The following is a 20,064-nucleotide window of genomic DNA, read 5'->3' as shown; positions in this document are numbered from 1 at the left end:
AGCGGCTGGTCCGCGGGCCGGTGACGTCGGGCGCGGAGCTGAGCCGGCGCCCTTTCGTACCGGACGGCCGAGGACCTCTACGCCTCGCGGCGGTGCCGGGCCGGGGCCGGGGTCTCGCCGCGCTCCTTCGCGAGGACGGCCTTGCGCTCCTTCTCCGCCTGCTCCTCGGCCTCCATCTCCGCGAACACGTCGATGGGCGGCGGCGCCTTGGCCAGGAAGACCCAGGTGAGCCAGACGGCGAGCAGGAAGGGCGGGATCTTGAGGGCGATCAGCACCCAGCCGAACTGGGTGGTGTCGGCCCACCAGTACAGCGGGAAGAGCACCGCGCACTTGGCGAGCAGGATCAGACCCCAGGCCCAACTGGCCTTGGAGTACGCCTTCTTCCGGCCGGGGTTGCGGGTGCGCCAGGAGAGGTTCTCCTTGAAGACCGGGCCGAGGATCAGGCCGATCAGCGGGACACCCACAAGGGTCGTGACGATGTAGGCGACGGCGAGGCCGAGCGTGTAGAGCATGCCCGGCAGATAGAAGTCCTTCGCGTTGCCCGTCATCATCGCGAAGACCACACCGAAGGCGACGCCGAAGACACCGCTGAAGGCGTGCTTCACGGTGTCGCGCCGGACCAGGCGGACCGCGACGAGCAGCAGGGAGACGGCGAGGGCGGCGATCGCCGACCAGTGCAGATCCTTGTTGATCGTGAAGATGGTGACGAAGAGCAGGCCGGGCATCACGGTCTCGACCATGCCGCGCACGCCGCCGAAGGCCTCGAAGAGTGCGGCCTCGGTCACCGCCCTGGAATCCTGCTGGGCGTCTTCGGTCGGCTTGTCGAGCGACGTCACCGGCTACTCCCGTCCGAGCGGTCTGAGTTCGTATTTCGGATTGAACAACACCCTACGGCCCCGGCTCATCGAGATACGGCCCGATGCGATCAGCTTGCGCCCGGGCTCGATGCCGATGATGGAGCGGCGGCCGAGCCAGACCACGTCCAGGGCGGCCGAGCCGTCGAACAGCTCGGCCTCCAGAGCCGGGACACCGGCCCGCGGCCGCAGAGTGACCGTGCGCAAGGTACCAGTAACCGTGACGATCTGTCGGTCGTGGCAGTCACCGATACGGGTACAGCCCGCGGTGTCGGTGTCCTCCCGCAGCTCCTCGGACTCCAGGTCCTCCTGGGACGAGGAGAGCCGGTCCATCATGCGCCGGAACCGGCCCGCCGGCTTTTCGGAACGAGGAACAGCACTCATACCGAAAGCGTACCGGGGGGCCCTGACACCTACGTACCCGCGGCACCCCTACCCGAACCGGGGGACGACTCCCCCGCGATCCGGCACTCGCACCACCCCTCGAACCGGGGGCACGCGCCGTCACCATGGCCCCTCCTCACACATCACCCGGACCACTCCCCACGCGTCACCCGGACCGCGCGGGCGGCGCGCCCCGGACGGATGACGCGCGTCACCTCTCGAACCGGTAGCCCATCCCCGGCTCGGTGATGAAGTGCTTGGGGTGCGAGGGGTCCGCCTCCAGCTTGCGGCGCAGCTGGGCCATGTAGACCCGCAGGTAGTTCGTCTCCGTCCCGTACGACGGCCCCCACACCTCCTGGAGCAGCTGCTTCTGGCTGACCAGGCGGCCCGTGTTGCGGACCAGGACCTCCACCAGATGCCACTCCGTGGGGGTGAGGCGGACGTCCCGCCCGTCCCGTTGCACCTTCTTCGCCGCCAGGTCGACGGTGAACCCCGCGGTCTCCACGATCACGTCGTCCTCGCCGGCCCCGGTGGGTTCCGCGCGGCGGACGGCGGCGCGCAGCCGTGCGAGCAGTTCGTCCATGCCGAAGGGCTTGGTGACGTAGTCGTCGGCGCCCGCGTCGAGCGCCTCGACCTTCTCGTCGGAGGAGTGCCGGGCGGACAGCACCAGGATCGGCACCCGGGTCCAGCCCCGCAGCCCCTTGATCACCTCGACGCCGTCCATGTCGGGCAGGCCGAGGTCGAGCACGACGACGTCGGGGTGGCGGGCGGCGGCGAGCTGGAGCGCGGTGGCCCCGTCGGGGGCCGCGTCCACCTCGTACTTGCGTGCCTTCAGGTTGATCACGAGGGCTCGGGTGATCTGCGGCTCGTCGTCGACCACGAGGACCCGGGTCATGAGGCCTGCCTTTCTGCGACTGCTATGCGGGCGGCCGGGTCGGACCGGCGGTCCACCGCCCGCACCGTGAGCACCATGGTGAGTCCGCCGCCGGGGGTGTCCTCGGCGTTGAGGGTGCCGCCCATCGCCTCGGCGAAGCCGCGGGCGACCGCGAGGCCGAGGCCCACGCCGGTGCCGCGCGGGGCGTCCCCGTAGCGCTGGAAGGGCGCGAATATACGGTCCTTGGCGTCGTCCGGCACGCCGGGACCGCGGTCCACGACGCGTACCTCCACGCGGTCGGCGATGGCGCTCGCGGCGACCAGGACGCGTTCGTCGAGGGGGCTGTACTTGACGGCGTTCTCGACGAGGTTGGCGACGGCGCGCTCCAGAAGCCCGGCGTCGACGGCGACCATCGGCAGGCTTTCCGGGATCTCCAGGTCCACGCTGTCCTCGGGGACGCCCCCGAGGGCCATCGGGACGACCTCGTCGAGGTCGATCTCGCGGATCAGCGGGGTGACGGTGCCCGTCTGGAGCCGAGACATGTCCAGCAGGTTGCCCACCAGGTGGTCGAGGCGGTCGGCGCCGTCCTCGATGCCTTCGAGGAGTTCGGCCCGGTCCTCCTCGGACCAGGCCACGTCGTCGGAGCGCAGGGACGACACCGACGCCTTGATCCCGGCGAGCGGGGTGCGCAGGTCGTGGCTGACGGCTGCGAGAAGGGCGGTGCGGATGCGGTTGCCCTCGGCCAGTTCCTTGGCCTGGTCGGCCTCGTGCTGGAGGCGCTGCCGGTCCAGGACCACCGCGGCCTGCGCCGCGAACGCGGCCAGCACCCTGCGGTCGGAGGCGGGCAGCACCCGTCCGGACAGGGCGAGCGCCATGTGGTCGCCGACCGGCATGTCGACGTCGGCGGCGTCGGGGCGGAGCGAGGGCGCCGGTCCGACACTGCCCGCGCACGTCCACGGGTCGACATCGCTCACGCGTTCCAGGAGCGCGACCGACTCCATCCCGAAGGTCTCGCGGACGCGCTCCAGCAAGGCCTCCAGGCTGGTCTCGCCGCGCAGCACGCTGCCCGCCAGGAAGGAGAGGATCTCCGATTCGGCCCGCAGCCGCGCCGCTTGGTGGGTGCGGCGGGCCGCGAGGTCCACCACCGACGCCACGGAGACGGCGACACCCACGAAGATCACGATGGCGACGATGTTCTTCGGATCGGCGATCGTCAGCCGGTGCAGGGGCGGTGTGTAGAAGTAGTTCAGCAGCAGGGAGCCGAAGGCCGCCGAGGCGAGGGCCGGCAGAAGACCGCCGAGCAGGGCAGCCGCGACGGTCACCGCCAGGAACAGCAGCATGTCGTTGGCGAGGCCGAGATCGATGGTGTTCAGCAGCAGCGCCAGCACCACCGGGCCGCCCATGCCGACGAGCCAGCCCCAGATGATCCGGGAACGCCCGAGCCGTGCCCCGCGCGCCACCGGCAGACCGCGCCCCTTGGCGACCTCTTCGTGGGTGACGATGTGGACGTCCAGGTCGGGGCCGGATTCCCGGGCGACCGTGGCGCCGACACCCGGCCCGAAGATGTACTGCCAGGTCTTGCGGCGGGAGGAGCCGAGCACGATCTGGGTGGCGTTGACGCCGCGTGCGAAGTCCAGGAGGGAGGCGGGTATGTCGTCCCCGACCACATGGTGGAACGTGCCGCCGAGGTCCTCGGCCAGGGTCCGCTGGACGGCCAGTTCCTTCGGGGAGGCGGAGGTGAGCCCGTCGCTGCGGGCGATGTAGACGGCCATGACCTCGCCGCCCGCGCCCTTCTCGGCGAGCCGCGCGGCCCGCCGGATCAGCGTCCGCCCCTCCGGACCGCCGGTCAGCCCGACGACGATCCGCTCCCGGGAGCCCCAGATCTTGGAGACGCGGTGCTCGCTGCGGTACTCGGTCAGGTATTCGTCGACCCGGTCGGCGACCCACAGCAGGGCGAGCTCGCGCAGGGCCGTGAGATTGCCCGGCCGGAAGTAGTTGGACAGGGCCGCGTCGACCTTGTCGGACTTGTAGATGTTGCCGTGGGCCATCCGGCGGCGCAGCGCGGGCGGCGACATGTCGACCAGCTCGATCTGGTCCGCCCGTCGCACCACCTCGTCCGGCACGGTCTCGCGCTGCCGTACGCCCGTTATCGACTCGACGACATCACCGAGTGACTCCAGGTGCTGGATGTTGACGGTGGAGACGACATCGATGCCGGCGGAGAGCAGTTCCTCCACGTCCTGCCAGCGCTTGTCGTTGCGGGAGCCGGGCACGTTGGTGTGCGCCAGTTCGTCCACCAGGGCGACGGCAGGGGCGCGCTGCAGCACGGCGTCGACGTCCATCTCGGTGAAGAGGCCGCCCCGGTACTCCAGCTCCCTGCGGGGCACCTGCTCCAGACCGTGCAGCATCACCTCGGTGCGCGGCCGGTGATGGTGCTCGACGAACGCCACCACGCAGTCCGTCCCGCGTTCGACGCGACGGTGCGCCTCGGAGAGCATCGCGTACGTCTTGCCGACGCCGGGTGCCGCACCGAGGTAGATCCGAAGCTTGCCGCGTCCCATGAGCCCTATTGTCTTCCTGTCACCACTGTGTACGCAGCGTCGACCTTACGGCCAGGAATCCCGGCGAAACGGACGAGAAGGCGCTCGGGGGACGTCTTTGACGCAACCCTGATGCCCGCCACGGCCTCACGCGACGTCGCACGGCCCCGCGCCACCTCGCACGGGCCCCGCGGCGCCCCGCGGCCTCAGTGTTCGACGATCTCCCCGTCGCTCAGCTCCAGCACGCGGTCGGCCAGGTCGAGCAGGGTCGCGTCGTGCGTGGCGACCAGCGCCGTCACCTGCTCGCTGCGGACGACGGCGCGCAGCAGCTCCATCACGGCGTGACCGGTCTCCGCGTCCAGCTGGCCGGTGGGCTCGTCGGCTATGAGCAGGGCCGGGTTGTTGGCGAGGGCGCGGGCTATGGCCACCCGCTGCTGCTGACCGCCGGACAACTCCCCGGGCCGCTGCGCCGCGTGGTCGGCGAGGCCGACGAGCGAGAGCAGCAGCTCGACGCGCTCCTCGCGCTCGCGTGCTTCGGCCCGGCGCAGCCGCAGCGGCACCCCGACGTTCTCCGCGGCGGTCAGGATGGGGATGAGACCGAAGGACTGGAAGACGAAGCCGATGCGGTCGCGGCGCAGGCCCAGCAGACCGTTCTCGTCGAGGGCCGAGAGGTCGAGGCCGTCGACGAGAACGCGTCCCTCGTCCGGTTCGTCGAGCCCGCCGACGAGATTGAGCAGCGTGGTCTTGCCCGATCCGGAGCGCCCCTTGAGGGCGACGAGTTCTCCGCGCGGAACGTCGAAGGAGACTCCGCGCAGCGCGTGCACGGCGGCGGCTCCGGTGCCGTACGAACGATGGACGTTCTCGACGCGCACCATGGTGTCGGTGCCGGTGACGACCTGGCTCATGTTCTGTTCCCTCCCCGTGATCCCCCGTGGACCGGGCGTCAGTATCGCGACCGGACGCCCGGTCCCTCAATGGTTCATCGGACGGGACCCCTGTTTCGGTTCACGCGGGATTGTCGCCGTGCGTCAGCGTCTCCCACGCCACGAACAGGTTGTTGCTGCCCGCCGGGCGGTTCTGCAGGGTGAGCGTCTGGGTGTTGGTCATCGCGATGCCCAGACGATTGTGCAGGGCGTTGTGGCCGACCTCGGTGACCGGTCCGAGCCCGAGGTTCAGCGAGCCGCCGCACAGCCAGCTCGGCGCCGCCGTGCCCAGCTGGTACTTCGACTGGAAGCCGAGCGCCTGGCGCAGCCGTTCGCCGACATCGGTGCCGTACAGGTCCTGCCCCTGGATACGGCTGGTCTCGGCGATGTGCGAGATGGCCGAGATGCCGTATCCGGTGTGGGTGAAGTCGCGGCAGGTCTCCTGGGTGAGCCCGGTGACGAAGGTGGACTGTCCCTGCCAGTAGCTGACGATCTTCGCGGTGGTGTCGAGGTTCTGGCTCGGCACGGTCTTCGGCACGGACCCGTCGGTGGAGAGGTAGACGTACGCCGCCGTACGCGTCCGGAACTTCGCCATGGCCTTGTCGTACGACGTCTTGTCCTCCAGGAAGACGGAGATCCCGACCGCGGCCTCCATCATCGACAGTTCCCAGTTCCCGTTGGAATTGGAGCCGTTGATGATCTCGGGGAGGTACACGTCGCGCAGCATGGTCGCGAAGCGGCCGGAGTTCGCCCACGTGCCGGTGTACGTGTACTTGATGATCTCGGCGGCCTTGGGCCAGGAGGAGCCCGCCCAGCCGGTCTGCAGGGGCGCGTTGCTGTTGGTGTGGTCCTTGATCACCGCCGACCAGGCGTCCATCAGCTCGATCGACTTCTTCGCGTACCGCTCGTCGCGCGTGACGTACCAGGCGAGGGCGTCGGTGTACGCGGCTATCGCGTCCTCGCGCTCGTCCGTGCAGCCGTAGTTGGGGTTGGAGTACGAGCCGCACTCGACGGTCGCGCGGGGTGTGGGGGTGCGCGTGAGCGAGGCGTACTTGCTCGCCAGCATCTGGTCGTAGGCACCCTTCCAGGGCTGGGCGCCGGCCAGGACCTTGGTGCGGGCGAAATCCAACTGGCCCTTGGAGACCGTGACTCCGGGGTGGACGAAAGTGGCGGGCGCCGCGTCGGCCGGGTGCGCGCCGGGCCAGGACAGGAGGGTGCCCACGAGCGCGGCGGTCGCGGCGGCGACGGTGACGAGGAGGGCCGGGCGCCGTCTGCGGCGATGCCGAGTGGGGGTGTCGGACATGCAGAGCCATCCGTTCTTGTATGTGAACTACGCATGGGATGCTGAACACGTGCGCTGGCGGGTGACCATAGGTATGGACCAGGTTTCCGTCAAGGCCTGAAGAAAGACCCGCTGCTCAACTGCCGTTCACGTACAAGAACCCGGCTACGACGGGCCGCCCCGGCGAACCAGTCCGTCGGAGAACGCGTACCGGCGCGCAGGGAAAAGAAGGCGGCGAACACAGGAAAGGGCCGCACCCCTGGGGGTGCGGCCCTCCTGATGTCCGACCAGCCGATGTCCGACCGGTCGATGTCCGATCAGCGGACTTCGGTGATCTCCGGTCCGCGCTGCAGCTGTCCCATGCCGCCGGAGAAGCGGGAGCCACCCTGCTCTTCCTGCTGAACACCCTCGGGGACCATCTGCGCGTCGTTCGGCAGCTTCAGGACGATCGGGTCGCGGGGGGCCATCGGGCCCTCACCGCGGACGACGACCGTGTCCCGGAAGATCTGCTCCAGCAGACCCGCGGCCTGCGGCTGCACCGCGCCCTGCCCGGAGATCACTCCGCGCAGGAACCAGCGGGGGCCGTCCACGCCGACGAACCGCACGACCTGGAAACCGCCTGTGCCGTCCGGCAGCTGTACCGGAACCTGCGCCCGCAGCTCCCAGCCCAGCGGGCCCTCGACCTCGTCGATGACACCGCCCTGCTGGGTGATCCCGGAGGCGATCTCCTCGCGCACCTCGCCCCAGATGCCCTCGCGCTTGGGAGCGGCGAAGGCCTGGAGCTGCACGGCGCTGTCGTTGAGGACGACGGTCGCCGCGACGATCGCGTCGCCCGCGACCTCGACCCGCAGCTCCATGCCGTCGACTCCGGGCACGAAAAGACCGCCCAGGTCCACGCGGCCCTCGGCGGGGTCACGGACCTCAGTGCTGTCCCAGGGCCCATCGGGGCGCGGCTCGGGTTCGAGCCTCACGCGCTCGCGCTCCTCGTCCGCCTCAGTGTCGACGCCGTCGACGACCTGCTCGGCCTCGCCCGCCGCGTCCTCGGCGGCACTGCCCTTCTTGCGACGTCCGAACACGTCACTGTCCTTCCCGGTCGGATACGACCGAAGCGTATCGATTCCCACCCGTTGTGCTGTCCACGGCGGCATGACCGCCGGTGGACCCGAAGCCCCCTGCGGCCCGCGCCGAGTCGGGAAGCTCCGCGACCTCATGGAAGCGAACCTTCTCGACTTGCTGGACGACCAGTTGAGCAATCCGGTCGAAGCGCTCGAACCGCACCGACTCGTGCGGGTCGAGATTCACCACGATCACCTTGATCTCCCCACGGTACCCGGCATCAACCGTCCCCGGGGCATTCACCAGAGCGACGCCGCAGCGGGCGGCGAGGCCGGAACGCGGGTGCACGAAGGCCGCGTACCCCTCGGGCAGCGCGATGGACACTCCCGTCGGCAGCACGGCCCGTTCACCGGGCTTCAGCTCGCGACTCTCGGTGGTGCGCAGATCGGCTCCCGCGTCACCGGGGTGCGCGTACTCGGGAAGGGGGACGTCCGGGTCGACGCGCCTGATCAGCACGTCGACGTCTTGACGGGGCTCACGGGCCCCGGGATTGCGGGTCACGGGTTCACCTCGAAGGCACGCGCTCGCCGGATCTGGTCCGGGTCGCTCATGGCGGCCCGGATCTCCTCCGGGCGGCCGTTGTCGATGAAGTGGTCGACCTTCACCTCGACGAAGAGGGCGTCGGCGTGGACGGCGACGGGCCCGTCGGGGCCGCCGATCCGCCCGGTGGCGGTGCAGAAGATCTTCCGGCCGGCCACCGCGGTGACCTCGGCCTCCAGATACAGCACGGTGCCGACGGGCACGGGGCGGCGGAAGTCGGTCTCCAGGCGTCCCGTCACGGCGATCGTCCGCAGCAGCCAGTTCAGGGAGCCGAGGGTCTCGTCGAGCGCGGTGGCGAGGACGCCGCCGTGCGCGAGACCGGGGGCGCCCTGATGGACGGGCCGCACGGTGAACTCCGCCGTGATCCGGACGCCCTCGCCCGCTCGGGCCTCCAGATGGAGTCCGTGGGGCTGCCCCCCACCGCACCCGAAGCACTGTTCGTAGTGTGCTCCGAGGAGCTCTCCGGGGGCGGGCGCGTCGGGGTGCCGCACCGGCGCGACGGCGTCGGCGGGAGGCGTCAGAGCTGCGGAAGTACCACTCACAGCCGCTGACCTTACCCGCGAGTCCACCAAGTCTTCGCACCGTGCCAAGCTTGGCTTCATGCAGCTCTCCGCCTCCCCGTACGAAGAACGCCTCACCGCACCCCGGTCGTGGTGGGTGATCAGCTTCCTGGTCGGGCTCGCGATGGCCCTGGTCTTCCTCCCGTTCGGCACGCTGCCGACGCTGGGGGCGCTGGTCGGCGGCACCGCGGTCGCGGCGGTCGCGGCGAGCGCCTACGGATCGATCCGCATCCGCGTGGTCGGTGACTCGCTGATCGCGGGCGACGCCCGGATCCCGGTCGCGGCCCTCGGTGACGCGGAGATCCTGGACCAGGAGGAGGCGCGCGCCTGGCGCACGCACAAGGCTGACACCCGTGCGTTCATGCTGCTGCGCTCGTACATTCCCACGGCGCTGCGGGTCCAGGTCACGGATCCGGCGGACCCGACGCCCTACCTGTATCTGTCGACGCGGGAGCCGGAGCGCCTGGTGGCCGCCCTGGAGGCGGTACGGGCTTCGGCCCGGCCCGCGGACAGCTAGGGACTGTCGCCCGGATCGGGCCGTAGGGCGCGGAGCGCGCCTTGCCGGCATGGGTGGGCAGGGCACGTCGCCGCGCGTCGGTCGTCGCGCCACCCGAGCACGGCCATCCTCTGCTCACCCGAGCGCGGCTATCCCCTGCTCACCCGAGCGCGACCTCCTGGCGCAACCTCCCGGCCGGGCGCCGCGGCGGGGCGCCGCGCCTGCGGGGGGCCTGCCGGGGGGCGCCGTCACCGCCGCTCGTGTCCCGCCGAACCACGCGACAGCCGGGCTCGCGCCGGAGAGGCGGCGTGCGGTGACCGTCCAGGGCCGGCCGGACTCCGGCTCCTTCGCCGTCCTGCGGTGCGGGACCCGGGCACGACCAAGGCAGCGGTCCGCCGAGTGCGGACAGCCGAGTGCGGACAGCCGAGTGCGGACAGCCGAGTGCGGACAGCCGGTGGCGGGCGCCGACCGCGCGGGCGGCCTCAGCGCCCCAGGTCTCCGGGAATCTCCCCGATCCGCAGCGGATCCGTCGGCGTCTCCAGGGGCGGCAGTTCCGGGAGCGCGTCCCACGGCACCTGCATCTTGCGCAGGTCCTTGCGGATGTGCCCCGCCACGCGTTTGGTGTCGCGGCGGTTCATCACCGCCCCGACCGCCGCGCCGACCATGAACGGGATCAGGTTGGGCAGGTCCCGAATCGTTCTCTTCATGATCTGCTGGCGCAGCTCGCGCTTCATCTGGCCGCCCAGCGCGGCGTTGATCGTCACGGGCTTGGCCACGTCGATGCCGCGCTCGCCCGACCAGGAGTGCAGATACGCGGTACTGCGCTGCTTGAGGTTGCCCGGCGGCCGCAGGCCGTAGACCTCGTGGAGTTCGGCGACCAGCTTGAGCTCGATCGCGGCGACGGCGGTGATCTCGGCCGCCAGCTCCGTGGGCATGGCGGGCGGCACCGGCAGCATCGCGGCGGCGCCGATCCCGGCGCCGACGGTGGACGTCGCGGCGGCGGCGCCCGCGACGAGTTTGTCCGCGAGTTGTTCGGGGCCGAGGCCAGGGAACTGCTTGCGGAGAGTGGCGAGGTCCCGGACGGGAACCCGCGGGGCGATGTCGATGATGCGGTCGACGACGTACGCCAGGCCCGACCTGACCCGCACGCCGCTCGTGTGGACGCCTTTCGTGACCCCCGCCCGGACAACCGCCGCGCGACGCCTGGGGGCGGGCGCGGGCGTGTCCGTGGAGGCCGTCAGGCCGTCTGTGGCGCCCGCTCGGTCGAGCGAGGCTGATCCCTGTTCGGAAGAGCCCCGCTCGTCGTCACGCACGCCTTCAGGGCCCTCGTAGGGCCCTTCGTCCGCCGCCCCGGAGGGTCGGCGGCGCTTCCAAGGAAAGGCCGAGCCTGTCACGGCCGACCCTGCCTCAGTCGCAGTCGCGGCAGATCGGCTGACCGTTCTTCTCGCGGGCCAGCTGGCTGCGGTGGTGCACCAGGAAGCAGCTCATGCAAGTGAACTCGTCCTGCTGCTTGGGCAGCACCCGGACGGCCAGCTCCTCGTTCGAGAGGTCCGCGCCGGGCAGCTCCAGGCCTTCTGCGGCCTCGAACTCGTCTACATCGACGGACGACGTCGACTTGTCGTTCCGGCGAGCCTTCAGTTCTTCAAGGCTGTCCGAGTCGACGTCGTCGTCGGTCTTGCGTGGGGTGTCGTAATCCGTTGCCATTGTCGCTCTCCCCCTCTGGGTGTCTTCGGTGTCTCCAGCGCACGTAACGCGTGAGAGGCCGGACTTGTGCCCGACCCGAGGCGGAGATTTTGCCTCACATCAAGGTCTGTTACTCAATCGACACCCAACCGGACTCATCAAGAGTGATCGGCTTGGATGGCGATGCGGACCGTACACGGTCCTGTGGCCGCACTTCAAAGGCGTCCCACCGTGTACTTCCCGTGATCAAGACCCCCGAAAACCCGGATTTTCCCGGCTTTCCGACAGCTTGCATGATCACGGAGAGTGGATGGGCCCAATATCGCCCTTGTGATCGATCACACACGGGTCACTCGAGAGGGTGACCAGAAAATTCCGCGCAAAGCGAACATCCTCGCGTGTCCGCGACATGGTCTCAGATGGGAAGGGTGACGCGCATCACGAGCCCACCCCCTTCTCGGGGCTGAGCGACGATGTGACCCCCGTGAGCGCGGGCCACCGACCGGGCGATCGACAGGCCGAGACCCACGCCCTTGTCGCTGCCCGTGCGCTCCGTACGCAGCCGCCGGAAGGGCTCGAAAAGATTGTCGACCTCGTACGCGGGAACCATCGGTCCCGTGTTCGACACCTCCAGGACCGCCCGGCCGTGCTGCACCTCGGTCGTGACCTCGACCCAGCCGTCCTTCGGCACGTTGTACCGGACGGCGTTCTGGACGAGGTTCAGCGCGATCCGCTCCAGGAGGACGCCGTTGCCCTGGACGACCACCGGAGCCCGCTGCCCGCGGATCTTCACGCCCTTGGCCTCCGCCTCGGCGTGCACCTGGTCGATGGCCTGCGAGGCGACCTCGGCGAGGTCCACGGGTTTGCGCTCGACGATCTGGTTGTCGCTGCGGGCGAGCAGCAGCAGCCCCTCGACGAGCTGCTCACTGCGCTCGTTCGTGGCGAGCAGCGTCTTGCCCAGCTGTTGCATCTCCGTCGGCACCCCCGGTCCCGAGAGGTGCACCTCCAGGAGGGTGCGATTGATCGCGAGCGGCGTCCGCAGTTCGTGCGAGGCGTTCCCGACGAACCGCTGCTGGGCGGTGAAGGCCCGCTGCAACCGCTCCAGCATGTCGTCGAAGGTGTCCGCGAGCTCCTTCAGCTCGTCGTCCGGGCCGTCCAGCTCGATCCGCCGGGACAGGTCGGAGCCGGCCACCGCGCGCGCGGTGCGGGTGATGTGGCCGAGCGGCGAGAGCACGCGTCCGGCCATCGCGAAGCCGAACGCGAAGGCGATGATCGCGAGACCGAGCAGGGCCAGCAGCGAGCGGCTGAGCAGGTCGTCCAAGGCGTGCTGGCGCTGCTGGTTCACGCAGTCGTAGAGCGCCTTGTTGATCTCGTCCGACGAGGAACGCGACGGGAGGTTGCAGGTGCTGCTGCCGACCTGCCCCGAGACGATCTTGAAGGGGAGCTCGCTGCCCACGTTCAGCGCCTGTGCCGCGAGCAGGTAGATGATCGACAGCAGCAGGATGCCGGCGATCAGGAACATGCCGCCGTAGAGCAGCGTGAGACGTATGCGGATGGTCGGGCGCAGCCACGGGAACGGGGGCTCGGGCTGCGGGTCCCAGGTGGGCTTCGGAGGCGCCGTGGGCGGCGCGGGGGTGGTGGCCACGACGGGATCAGATCCTGTAGCCGGAGCCGGGCACGGTGACGATCACAGCGGGCTCGCCGAGTTTGCGGCGCAGCGTCATGACGGTCACGCGCACGACATTGGTGAACGGGTCCGTGTTCTCGTCCCAGGCCTTCTCCAGGAGCTGCTCCGCGGAGACGACGGCGCCCTCGCTGCGGAGCAGCACCTCCAGGACGGCGAACTCCTTGGGGGCGAGCTGGACCTCCTTGCCGTCGCGGAAGACCTCGCGGCGGTTGGGGTCGAGCTTGATCCCCGCACGCTCCAGGACCGGCGGCAGCGGCACACTCGTACGACGCCCGAGGGCACGCACGCGTGCGGTCAGCTCGCTGAAGGCGAACGGCTTGGGGAGGTAGTCGTCGGCGCCGATCTCCAGGCCCTCGACACGGTCGCTGACGTCGCCGGAAGCGGTCAGCATCAGCACGCGCGTGGGCAGGCCGAGTTCGACGATCTTGCGGCAGACGTCGTCGCCGTGCACGAGCGGGAGGTCGCGGTCGAGGACGACCACGTCATAGTCGTTGACCCCGATGCGCTCCAGCGCGGCGGCGCCGTCGTACACGACGTCGACGGCCATGGCCTCCCGGCGCAGTCCGGTGGCCACCGCATCGGCGAGCAGTTGCTCGTCCTCGACGACGAGTACGCGCACGTCGCTAGTCCTTCCTCTGTCCACCGGCGGGGCACGCTTCAGGGCACCACGCGGGCAGGTCTGTCACGGATGAGAGCTCCATCCTGCCCTTTTCGGCCATAAACCGGCTGTAAGACGGGGGAGGCGCCCGGTAAGCCCGTGCAGGGGACCGGGAATGCCAGATTTTCTCGCCGGGTTGAGGTTTCCACGGAAGAGAGCGGGGGGAGGACGGCTTTACACCCCGCGATCACGCTCTGCATGTGGCAAGCCACCTTGTGGTACGTCCAACCGCTTCCGCAGAGCGGGCGTGGGTGTCCGGCACCGTCGCCGCCCAGCCTGGGCAGCGCTGGGCACCCGACAGAGACGTGATCGCCCCTTCCGATCGGCACACCCCCGTGCCACCCGACCCACGACCCAGGACGAGGGGGCGCAGCATGGACGCATTCACCGCAGGACTTCTGCAGCGCATAAGGGCGACCGAGTCCGACCTGACGCGGGCTCGCGAAACAGGCGACGACTTCCTCGCGGAGGTCGAGCAGGCCGAGCTGGACGACCTGCACCGCCTCGCCGCCGAGCACGGTGTGGAGGTCGGCGCGACGCGCGTCTGATCAGTACGTACGAGAGCGGGGCCCCGGTATCGATCCAGTACCGGGGCCCCGCTCCGTTTCCGTCCTCTTCCGTCCTCCGCCGGCCGCTGCTCGCCTTCCGCCGGCAGCCGTCAGTCGTGCCAGGCCCCGAAGTCCTCCAGGAGCCGCTGGAGGGGCTCGAAGACGCCCGGGGAGGCCGCCACCACGAGTTCGCCTGTGGGGCGCTCTCCGGGGCGTCCACCGGTCACCGCGCCCGCTTCCCGGGCGATCAGGTCCCCCGCCGCGAGGTCCCAGGGGTGCAGGCCCCGCTCGTAGTAGCCGTCGAGGCGGCCGGCCGCGACGTCGCACAGGTCGACCGCGGCCGAGCCGGAGCGCCGGATGTCACGCACCAGCGGGATCAGCCGCTGGGCCACGTCCGCCTGATGGGTCTTGACCTCGGTCACGTAGTTGAAACCGGTCGAGACGAGTGCCTGGTCGAGCGACGGCGACGGACGGCAGGCCAGCCGGCGTTCGCCGACCCAGGCGCCGGTGGCCCGGGCACCCCGGCCGCGCACCGCGTGGTACGTCTCACCGCGCATCGGTGCCGCCACGACGCCCACGACGGTCTCGCCGTCCTGCTCGGCCGCGATGGACACCGCCCAGGTCGGCAGCCCGTACAGGTAGTTGACCGTTCCGTCGAGCGGGTCGACGATCCAGCGGATGCCACTGGTGCCCTCGCTGGCGGAGCCTTCCTCGCCGAGGAAACCGTCGCGGGGGCGGTGCTCCGCGATCAGCGTGGTGATCAGCTTCTCGGCGGCGATGTCCATCTCGGTGACGACGTCGATCGGGCTGGACTTGGTCGCGGCGACCGCGAGGTCCGCCGGACGGCCGTCGCGCAGCAGCACGCCCGCGCGGCGGGCGGCCTCGTGTGCGAGCTGGAGCAGTTCGGTGTGCAGAGGCTCGGTCACGGGGCTCCTCATGCGTAGGGGCTGTCGGCGCCCGCGGCGGCGGGCTTGGGCGTACGGGCCGGACAGCAGCCCACCGGGCACAGGTCATGACTCGCGCCCAGCGCGCCCAGGGCACACGGTGTCACCCGTCGGCCGCTCTCGGCCGCGGCGCGCTCCAGCACCAGGTCACGGACTGCCGCGGCGAAGCGGGGGTCGGAGCCCACCGTGGCCGAACGGCGCACCGGCAGACCCAGCTCCGCCGCCTTAGCGGTCGCCTCGGTGTCGAGGTCGTACAGGACCTCCATGTGGTCCGAGACGAATCCGATCGGCACCATCACCGCCGCCGCCACCCCGGTCCCGTGCAGCTCCTCCAGGTGGTCGCAGATGTCCGGCTCGAGCCACGGAATGTGCGGGGCCCCGGACCGCGACTGGTAGACGAGCTTCCACGGGTGGGCGGTCCCCGTCTCCTCCCGCACCGCCTCCGCGATCAGCCGGGCCACGTCCAGATGCTGCCGGACGTACGCGCCGCCGTCCCCGTGGCCCTCGACCGGGCCGGAGGTGTCCGCCGCGGCGACCGGGATCGAGTGCGTGGTGAACGTCAGATGCGCGTCGGCACGGACCTCCTCGGGCAGCTCCGCCAGCGACCGCAGAACACCCTCGGTCATCGGCTCCACGAACCCGGGATGGTTGAAGTAGTGCCGCAGCTTGTCGATCCTCGGCGGCTCCAGCCCCTCCCCCTCCAGCACGGCCAGTGCCCCGGCCAGGTCCTCGCGGTACTGCCGGCAGCCCGAGTACGAGGCGTACGCGCTGGTGGCCAGCACGAGGATCCGGCGCCGCCCGTCGGCGACCATCTCGCGCAGCGCGTCGGTCAGGTACGGCGCCCAGTTCCGGTTGCCCCAGTAGACGGGCAGATCCAGTCCGTGCTCCGCGAAGTCCTTGCGCAGCGCGTCGAGCAGGGCGCGGTTCTGGTCGTTGATGGGGCTGATCCCGTCGAACAGGAAGTAGTGCTGCCCCACCTCCTTGAGCCGTTCCTTGGGGATACCCCTGCCCCGCGTCACGTTCTCCAGGAACGGGACCACTTCGTCCCGGCCTTCGGGACCGCCGAACGAGAGCAGGAGCAGGGCGTCGTAGGGGGTGGCATCGAGCGCTTCTGGCATGCGTCCGATCCTGCCACCCGCCAGTGACATGCGAGAAACGGCGGGGCGGCGAAGGGAGGCGGCGACGGTGGGGACGCACGGCCGGGGGTGTCGGGACATGCCTTCGGGTGGGTGCGAGGGCGTGCGGAGGGGGGCACGGAGGCGTGCGTTTAGGGTCACCTAACCCGTAAGCTGTATCGGCCAGCTTCACGCCTTACCGAAGTTCGGGCCGCCCGTGGTGACCGGGCGGGGCCGAGCCGAGCCGACGGAGACCCCCGTGCCCAGCCCGTACCGCGCCCTCTTCGCCGCCCCAGGCTCCAAGGGCTTCTCCGCCGCGGGCCTGCTCGGCAGGATGCCGCTGTCCATGATGGGCATCGGCGTGGTCACGATGATCTCCCAGCTGACCGGGCGGTACGGCCTCGCGGGCGCCTTGTCGGCGACCATCGCGCTGGCGGCCGCGGCGATGGGTCCGCAGGTCTCGCGGATGGTGGACCGGCACGGACAGCGGCGGGTCCTGCGCCCGGTGACGCTCTTCGCGCTCACGGCGGCCGCCGGACTGCTGGTCGCCGCGCACTTCGAGTGGCCGGACTGGGTGCTGTTCGTGTGCGCGGCCGGTATCGGCTGCGTCCCGAGCGTCGGCGCGATGGTCCGGGCCCGCTGGGCGGCTCTCTACGGTGGCACCCCGCAGCTGCACACCGCGTACTCCCTGGAGTCCGTGGTGGACGAGATCTGCTTCATCTTCGGGCCGATCATCTCCATCGGCCTGTCCACGGTGTGGTTCCCGGAGGCCGGACCGCTGCTCGCCGCCTGCTTCCTGGCGGCCGGGGTCTTCTGGCTGACCTCCCAGCGCGCCACCGAGCCCGAGCCGCATCCGCGCGGGCAGCACGCCGGAGGTTCGGCGCTCCGCTCGGCCGGACTCCAGGTCCTGGTGGCCACGTTCGTCGCGACCGGGACGATCTTCGGAGCCGTCGACGTGGTCACCGTGGCCTTCGCCGAGGAGCAGGGCCACAAGGGCGCGGCGAGCGTCGTCCTGGCCCTCTACGCGGCGGGCTCCTGTCTCGCGGGAGCCGTCTTCGGACTGCTGCACTTCAAGGGGGCGCCCGAACGCAGGTGGCTGCTGGGCATATGCGCGATGGCCGTGAGTATGATCCCCCTCCTACTGGTCGGAAACCTGCCGTTCCTGGCCGTGGCGCTGTTCGTAGCGGGCCTCTCCATCGCTCCCACGATGATCACGACGATGTCCCTCATCGAACAGCACGTACCTCGCGCGAAACTGACCGAAGGCATGACCTGGGTGAGCACCGGACTCGCGGTCGGAGTCGCGCTCGGCTCCTCCGTGGCCGGCTGGGTGATCGACTCCGCCGGCGCCGAGGCCGGGTACGGGGTTCCGGCGGTGTCCGGAGCCGTCGCGGTCGCGGTCGGTTTCCTCGGGTATCGCCGGCTCAGCAGGCCGGTTCCGCAGCGGGGAGGGTCTCATGAGCACCACAGCGAGCGGGAAGAGCGGCACGTGGCGTAACTGGGCGGGGAATGTCACTGCCCGTCCCGTACGGGAGGTCACCCCTGCCTCGGTCGACGAACTCTCCGCCGCCGTGCGGAAGGCGGCCGAGGACGGCCTGACGGTGAAGGCCGTCGGGACCGGGCACTCCTTCACGGCGGCCGCCGCGACCGACGGCGTATTGATCCGCCCTCAACTGTTGACCGGCATCCGCAAGATCGACCGTACGGCCATGACGGTCACGGTCGAGGCGGGCACCCCGCTCAAGAGACTCAACATGGCGCTCGCGCGTGAGGGCCTGTCGCTCACGAACATGGGCGACATCATGGAGCAGACCGTTTCGGGGGCGACCAGCACCGGAACGCACGGCACCGGACGCGACTCGGCCTCGATCGCCGCGCAGATCAAGGGCCTCGAACTGGTGACGGCGGACGGCTCGGTGCTGTCCTGTTCCGAGCACGAGAACCCGGAGGTCTTCGCGGCGGCCCGAATAGGGATCGGCGCCCTGGGGATCGTCACCGCGATCACCTTCTCCGTGGAGCCCGTCTTCCTGCTCACGGCCCGCGAGGAGCCGATGACCTTCGACAGGGTCACCGCCGACTTCGAGGAACTCTTCACCGAGAACGAGCACTTCGAGTTCTACTGGTTCCCGCACACGGGCAACTGCAACACCAAGCGCAACAACCGCAGCGCGGGCCCCGAGAAGCCGGTGGGGCCGATCCGCGGCTGGATCGAGGACGAGTTCCTCTCCAACGGCGTCTTCCAGGTGGCCAATCTGCTCGGCCGAGCCGTACCCGCCGCCGTCCCGTCGATCGCGAGACTGTCCAGCCGCGCGCTGTCCGCGCGCACCTACACCGACATTCCGTACGAGGTCTTCACCTCTCCGCGCCGCGTGCGTTTCGTGGAGATGGAGTACGCCGTGCCGCGCGAGGCCCTCGTCGAGACGCTGCGCGAGCTGAAGTCGATGGTCGACCGCTCGTCCCTGCGGGTCAGCTTCCCCGTGGAGGTCCGGACCGCGCCCGCCGACGACATCACCCTGTCCACGGCGTCCGGGCGGGAGAGCGCGTACATCGCCGTTCACATGTTCAAAGGGACCCCCTATCAGGCGTACTTCACCGCGGCCGAGCGGATCTTCACCGCGCACGAGGGGCGGCCGCACTGGGGCAAGGTGCACACGCGCGACGCCGAGTACTTCACCAAGGTCTATCCGCGCTTCGGCGAGTTCACGGCGCTGAGGGATCGGCTCGATCCGGATCGGCGCTTTGCGAATGACTACTTGCGGAGGGTTCTGGGGTCGTAGCGGTCGCGCTGGGTGCGGGAGTCGGGGCGCCGGCCCCGGCATCCGGTTCCGAGGACGCGCCGTCACCGGGCGTCGGCTCCGCCGTCGCGTCCCCGCGGCTTCCGCTCCCGCCGTCCAGGTCCCCCGAGCCGCCGCTGCCGGCGGACGGGGACGACTGCTCAGGGCCGGCCGGGGCCGTGGAAGGCGACGACCCGGTCGAGGGTCCCGTGCCGCGCTCCGGGCTTCCCGAGCCGGCGGTGTGCCCCTTGAAGGCGTCGCCGACCGTCGTGCTCGTGGCGTCGCCGCTGAAGCTGCGCCCCGAGACCATTTCGAACGTCGTGATTCCGGCCATCGTGACGCCGAAGACGAGGGCGGTCGCGACCAGCGGCCGCTTCCAGCTCCTGACCCGTGCGCGGTAGACGGTCCCCTCGGTGAACTCGCCTGGGGTACCGGGCATCTGGCGGGGCTTCGGTTTCGGCTGAACCGTCACGTCACGTATCTGTTCGCCGGTGCGCCTGAAGAAGTGCTGGAAGAGTGTTCCTCCGCAGGTGGCGATGGCGCTGACCAGTCCCGCGCCCAGGATCGTCCCGTAGACGCCGAAGTACGAGGCGAGTTTCGCGGCGACCACCGCGGCCACCGCGCTGCCGGCCACTTGAGGGACGCTCAGGTCCACCCGCTTCTTCCTCGGCTCCACGTCGGCACCCGGCTCCTCGCCGCCGACTTCAGGCTTCTCACGCATTCCCGGACCTTGTCTGCCTTTCCCGTACTTGATCGACCGATCGCACGAGAAGGGGACGTACAGGCGAAACGATTAGTTCCGTTTCTGCCGATTACGTGAAGTGCGCCACGTTCCATGATCCCCGGAACGGGGCCGAGAACGGCCAACTAGCACCCCCCGCTCGAAGTTGGGCGGCGTGCCGATCCACGCATGTGGCCCGAATGGAGTACTGTTGCGAGCCCTGGGTCCGGACTCCCGCCAGGGTGTCCGGGGCCTTGCAGGACCGCCGGGAGGGGGCTCGTTGCACAGGGTGATGGAGTTCGTCACTTAGCGTTGCGAACAGGTAACCGTGCCATAACGGCGACCCCGGGCCCGTGCCCGACACG

At 70.3% G+C, this 20,064-nt stretch carries 20 protein-coding genes; 4 read left to right on the top strand and 16 right to left on the bottom strand.

Annotated elements, in window-relative coordinates:
- Positions 1-77 precede the first annotated feature (77 nt).
- The 9 genes from OG788_RS33000 to OG788_RS32960 form a co-directional block, all read right to left on the bottom strand.
- Positions 78-836, bottom strand: coding sequence for a DUF3159 domain-containing protein (locus OG788_RS33000; RefSeq protein WP_351535582.1), 759 nt, complete (start codon positions 834-836; stop codon positions 78-80).
- A gap of 3 nt (positions 837-839) precedes the next feature.
- On the bottom strand, positions 840-1,238 hold the full coding sequence (locus OG788_RS32995) for an OB-fold nucleic acid binding domain-containing protein (protein ID WP_266763470.1): 399 nt from the start codon (positions 1,236-1,238) through the stop codon (positions 840-842).
- A gap of 211 nt (positions 1,239-1,449) precedes the next feature.
- Positions 1,450-2,133 carry a response regulator gene (locus OG788_RS32990; RefSeq protein WP_406374802.1) on the bottom strand — a complete coding sequence of 228 codons (684 nt, stop codon included), beginning with the start codon at positions 2,131-2,133 and terminating at the stop codon, positions 1,450-1,452.
- Entirely contained in the window at positions 2,130-4,673 is a 2,544-nt protein-coding gene (locus OG788_RS32985; protein ID WP_406374801.1) for an ATP-binding protein, read from the bottom strand. The genes OG788_RS32990 and OG788_RS32985 overlap by 4 nt, the downstream gene beginning before the upstream one ends.
- A 185-nt stretch (positions 4,674-4,858) precedes the next feature.
- Complete coding sequence (locus OG788_RS32980; RefSeq protein ID WP_351535567.1) at positions 4,859-5,557, bottom strand: ABC transporter ATP-binding protein; 699 nt, start codon at positions 5,555-5,557, stop codon at positions 4,859-4,861.
- A gap of 100 nt (positions 5,558-5,657) precedes the next feature.
- Positions 5,658-6,878, bottom strand: coding sequence for an alginate lyase family protein (locus OG788_RS32975; RefSeq protein ID WP_406374800.1), 1,221 nt, complete (start codon positions 6,876-6,878; stop codon positions 5,658-5,660).
- 296 nt (positions 6,879-7,174) lie between these two features.
- Entirely contained in the window at positions 7,175-7,933 is a 759-nt protein-coding gene (locus tag OG788_RS32970; protein ID WP_266763465.1) for a DUF3710 domain-containing protein, read from the bottom strand.
- Position 7,934: 1 nt separating this feature from the next.
- Positions 7,935-8,474 (bottom strand): dUTP diphosphatase, encoded by a 540-nt coding sequence (dut, locus tag OG788_RS32965; RefSeq protein ID WP_266763464.1) that lies wholly within the window; start codon positions 8,472-8,474, stop codon positions 7,935-7,937.
- Entirely contained in the window at positions 8,471-9,055 is a 585-nt protein-coding gene (locus tag OG788_RS32960) for a PaaI family thioesterase (protein ID WP_266763463.1), read from the bottom strand. Before OG788_RS32960 ends, dut begins: the two co-directional genes overlap by 4 nt.
- Before the next feature lie 58 nt (positions 9,056-9,113).
- Here OG788_RS32960 and OG788_RS32955 point away from each other — a divergent pair, with 58 nt between their 5' ends.
- The gene (locus OG788_RS32955; RefSeq protein WP_406374799.1) at positions 9,114-9,590 is read left to right on the top strand and encodes a DUF3093 domain-containing protein; all 477 of its coding nucleotides are present in this window, start codon (positions 9,114-9,116) and stop codon (positions 9,588-9,590) included.
- 461 nt (positions 9,591-10,051) lie between these two features.
- Here the strand turns inward: OG788_RS32955 and OG788_RS32950 are convergent, their stop codons facing one another.
- The 4 genes from OG788_RS32950 to OG788_RS32935 form a co-directional block, all read right to left on the bottom strand.
- On the bottom strand, positions 10,052-10,963 hold the full coding sequence (locus OG788_RS32950) for a hypothetical protein (protein ID WP_406374798.1): 912 nt from the start codon (positions 10,961-10,963) through the stop codon (positions 10,052-10,054).
- A gap of 13 nt (positions 10,964-10,976) precedes the next feature.
- A complete protein-coding gene (locus OG788_RS32945; protein ID WP_003997302.1) occupies positions 10,977-11,273 on the bottom strand; it encodes a DUF4193 domain-containing protein in 297 nt (98 codons plus the stop codon).
- Positions 11,274-11,667: 394 nt separating this feature from the next.
- The gene (locus OG788_RS32940) at positions 11,668-12,897 is read right to left on the bottom strand and encodes a HAMP domain-containing sensor histidine kinase (protein WP_356752208.1); all 1,230 of its coding nucleotides are present in this window, start codon (positions 12,895-12,897) and stop codon (positions 11,668-11,670) included.
- Between the two features lie 7 nt (positions 12,898-12,904).
- Positions 12,905-13,558: a response regulator transcription factor gene (locus OG788_RS32935; RefSeq protein WP_266763459.1), complete on the bottom strand. Its 654-nt coding sequence runs from the start codon at positions 13,556-13,558 to the stop codon at positions 12,905-12,907.
- 413 nt (positions 13,559-13,971) lie between these two features.
- On the opposite strand from OG788_RS32935, the gene OG788_RS32930 reads away from it, so the two are divergent.
- The gene (locus OG788_RS32930) at positions 13,972-14,145 is read left to right on the top strand and encodes a hypothetical protein (RefSeq protein ID WP_167459062.1); all 174 of its coding nucleotides are present in this window, start codon (positions 13,972-13,974) and stop codon (positions 14,143-14,145) included.
- 110 nt (positions 14,146-14,255) lie between these two features.
- Here the strand turns inward: OG788_RS32930 and OG788_RS32925 are convergent, their stop codons facing one another.
- Together OG788_RS32925 and OG788_RS32920 are read right to left on the bottom strand one after the other, a co-directional pair.
- Entirely contained in the window at positions 14,256-15,071 is an 816-nt protein-coding gene (locus OG788_RS32925; protein WP_406374797.1) for an inositol monophosphatase family protein, read from the bottom strand.
- Positions 15,072-15,079: 8 nt separating this feature from the next.
- The gene (locus OG788_RS32920) at positions 15,080-16,207 is read right to left on the bottom strand and encodes a ferrochelatase (RefSeq protein ID WP_406374796.1); all 1,128 of its coding nucleotides are present in this window, start codon (positions 16,205-16,207) and stop codon (positions 15,080-15,082) included.
- A gap of 256 nt (positions 16,208-16,463) precedes the next feature.
- Here OG788_RS32920 and OG788_RS32915 point away from each other — a divergent pair, with 256 nt between their 5' ends.
- Positions 16,464-17,702, top strand: a complete 1,239-nt coding sequence (locus tag OG788_RS32915; RefSeq protein WP_406374795.1) for an MFS transporter — start codon at positions 16,464-16,466, stop codon at positions 17,700-17,702.
- On the top strand, positions 17,662-18,981 hold the full coding sequence (locus OG788_RS32910) for a D-arabinono-1,4-lactone oxidase (protein WP_351535542.1): 1,320 nt from the start codon (positions 17,662-17,664) through the stop codon (positions 18,979-18,981). Before OG788_RS32915 ends, OG788_RS32910 begins: the two co-directional genes overlap by 41 nt.
- Here the strand turns inward: OG788_RS32910 and OG788_RS32905 are convergent.
- Complete coding sequence (locus OG788_RS32905; RefSeq protein WP_406374794.1) at positions 18,905-19,699, bottom strand: hypothetical protein; 795 nt, start codon at positions 19,697-19,699, stop codon at positions 18,905-18,907. The two genes, OG788_RS32910 and OG788_RS32905, sit on opposite strands and share 77 nt — an antisense overlap.
- Between the last annotated feature and the right edge of the window lie 365 nt (positions 19,700-20,064).

The organism is Streptomyces sp. NBC_00647, assembly GCF_045207245.1.
Lineage (GTDB): Bacteria > Actinomycetota > Actinomycetes > Streptomycetales > Streptomycetaceae > Streptomyces.
This window is presented reverse-complemented; position numbering and strand designations above follow the sequence as displayed.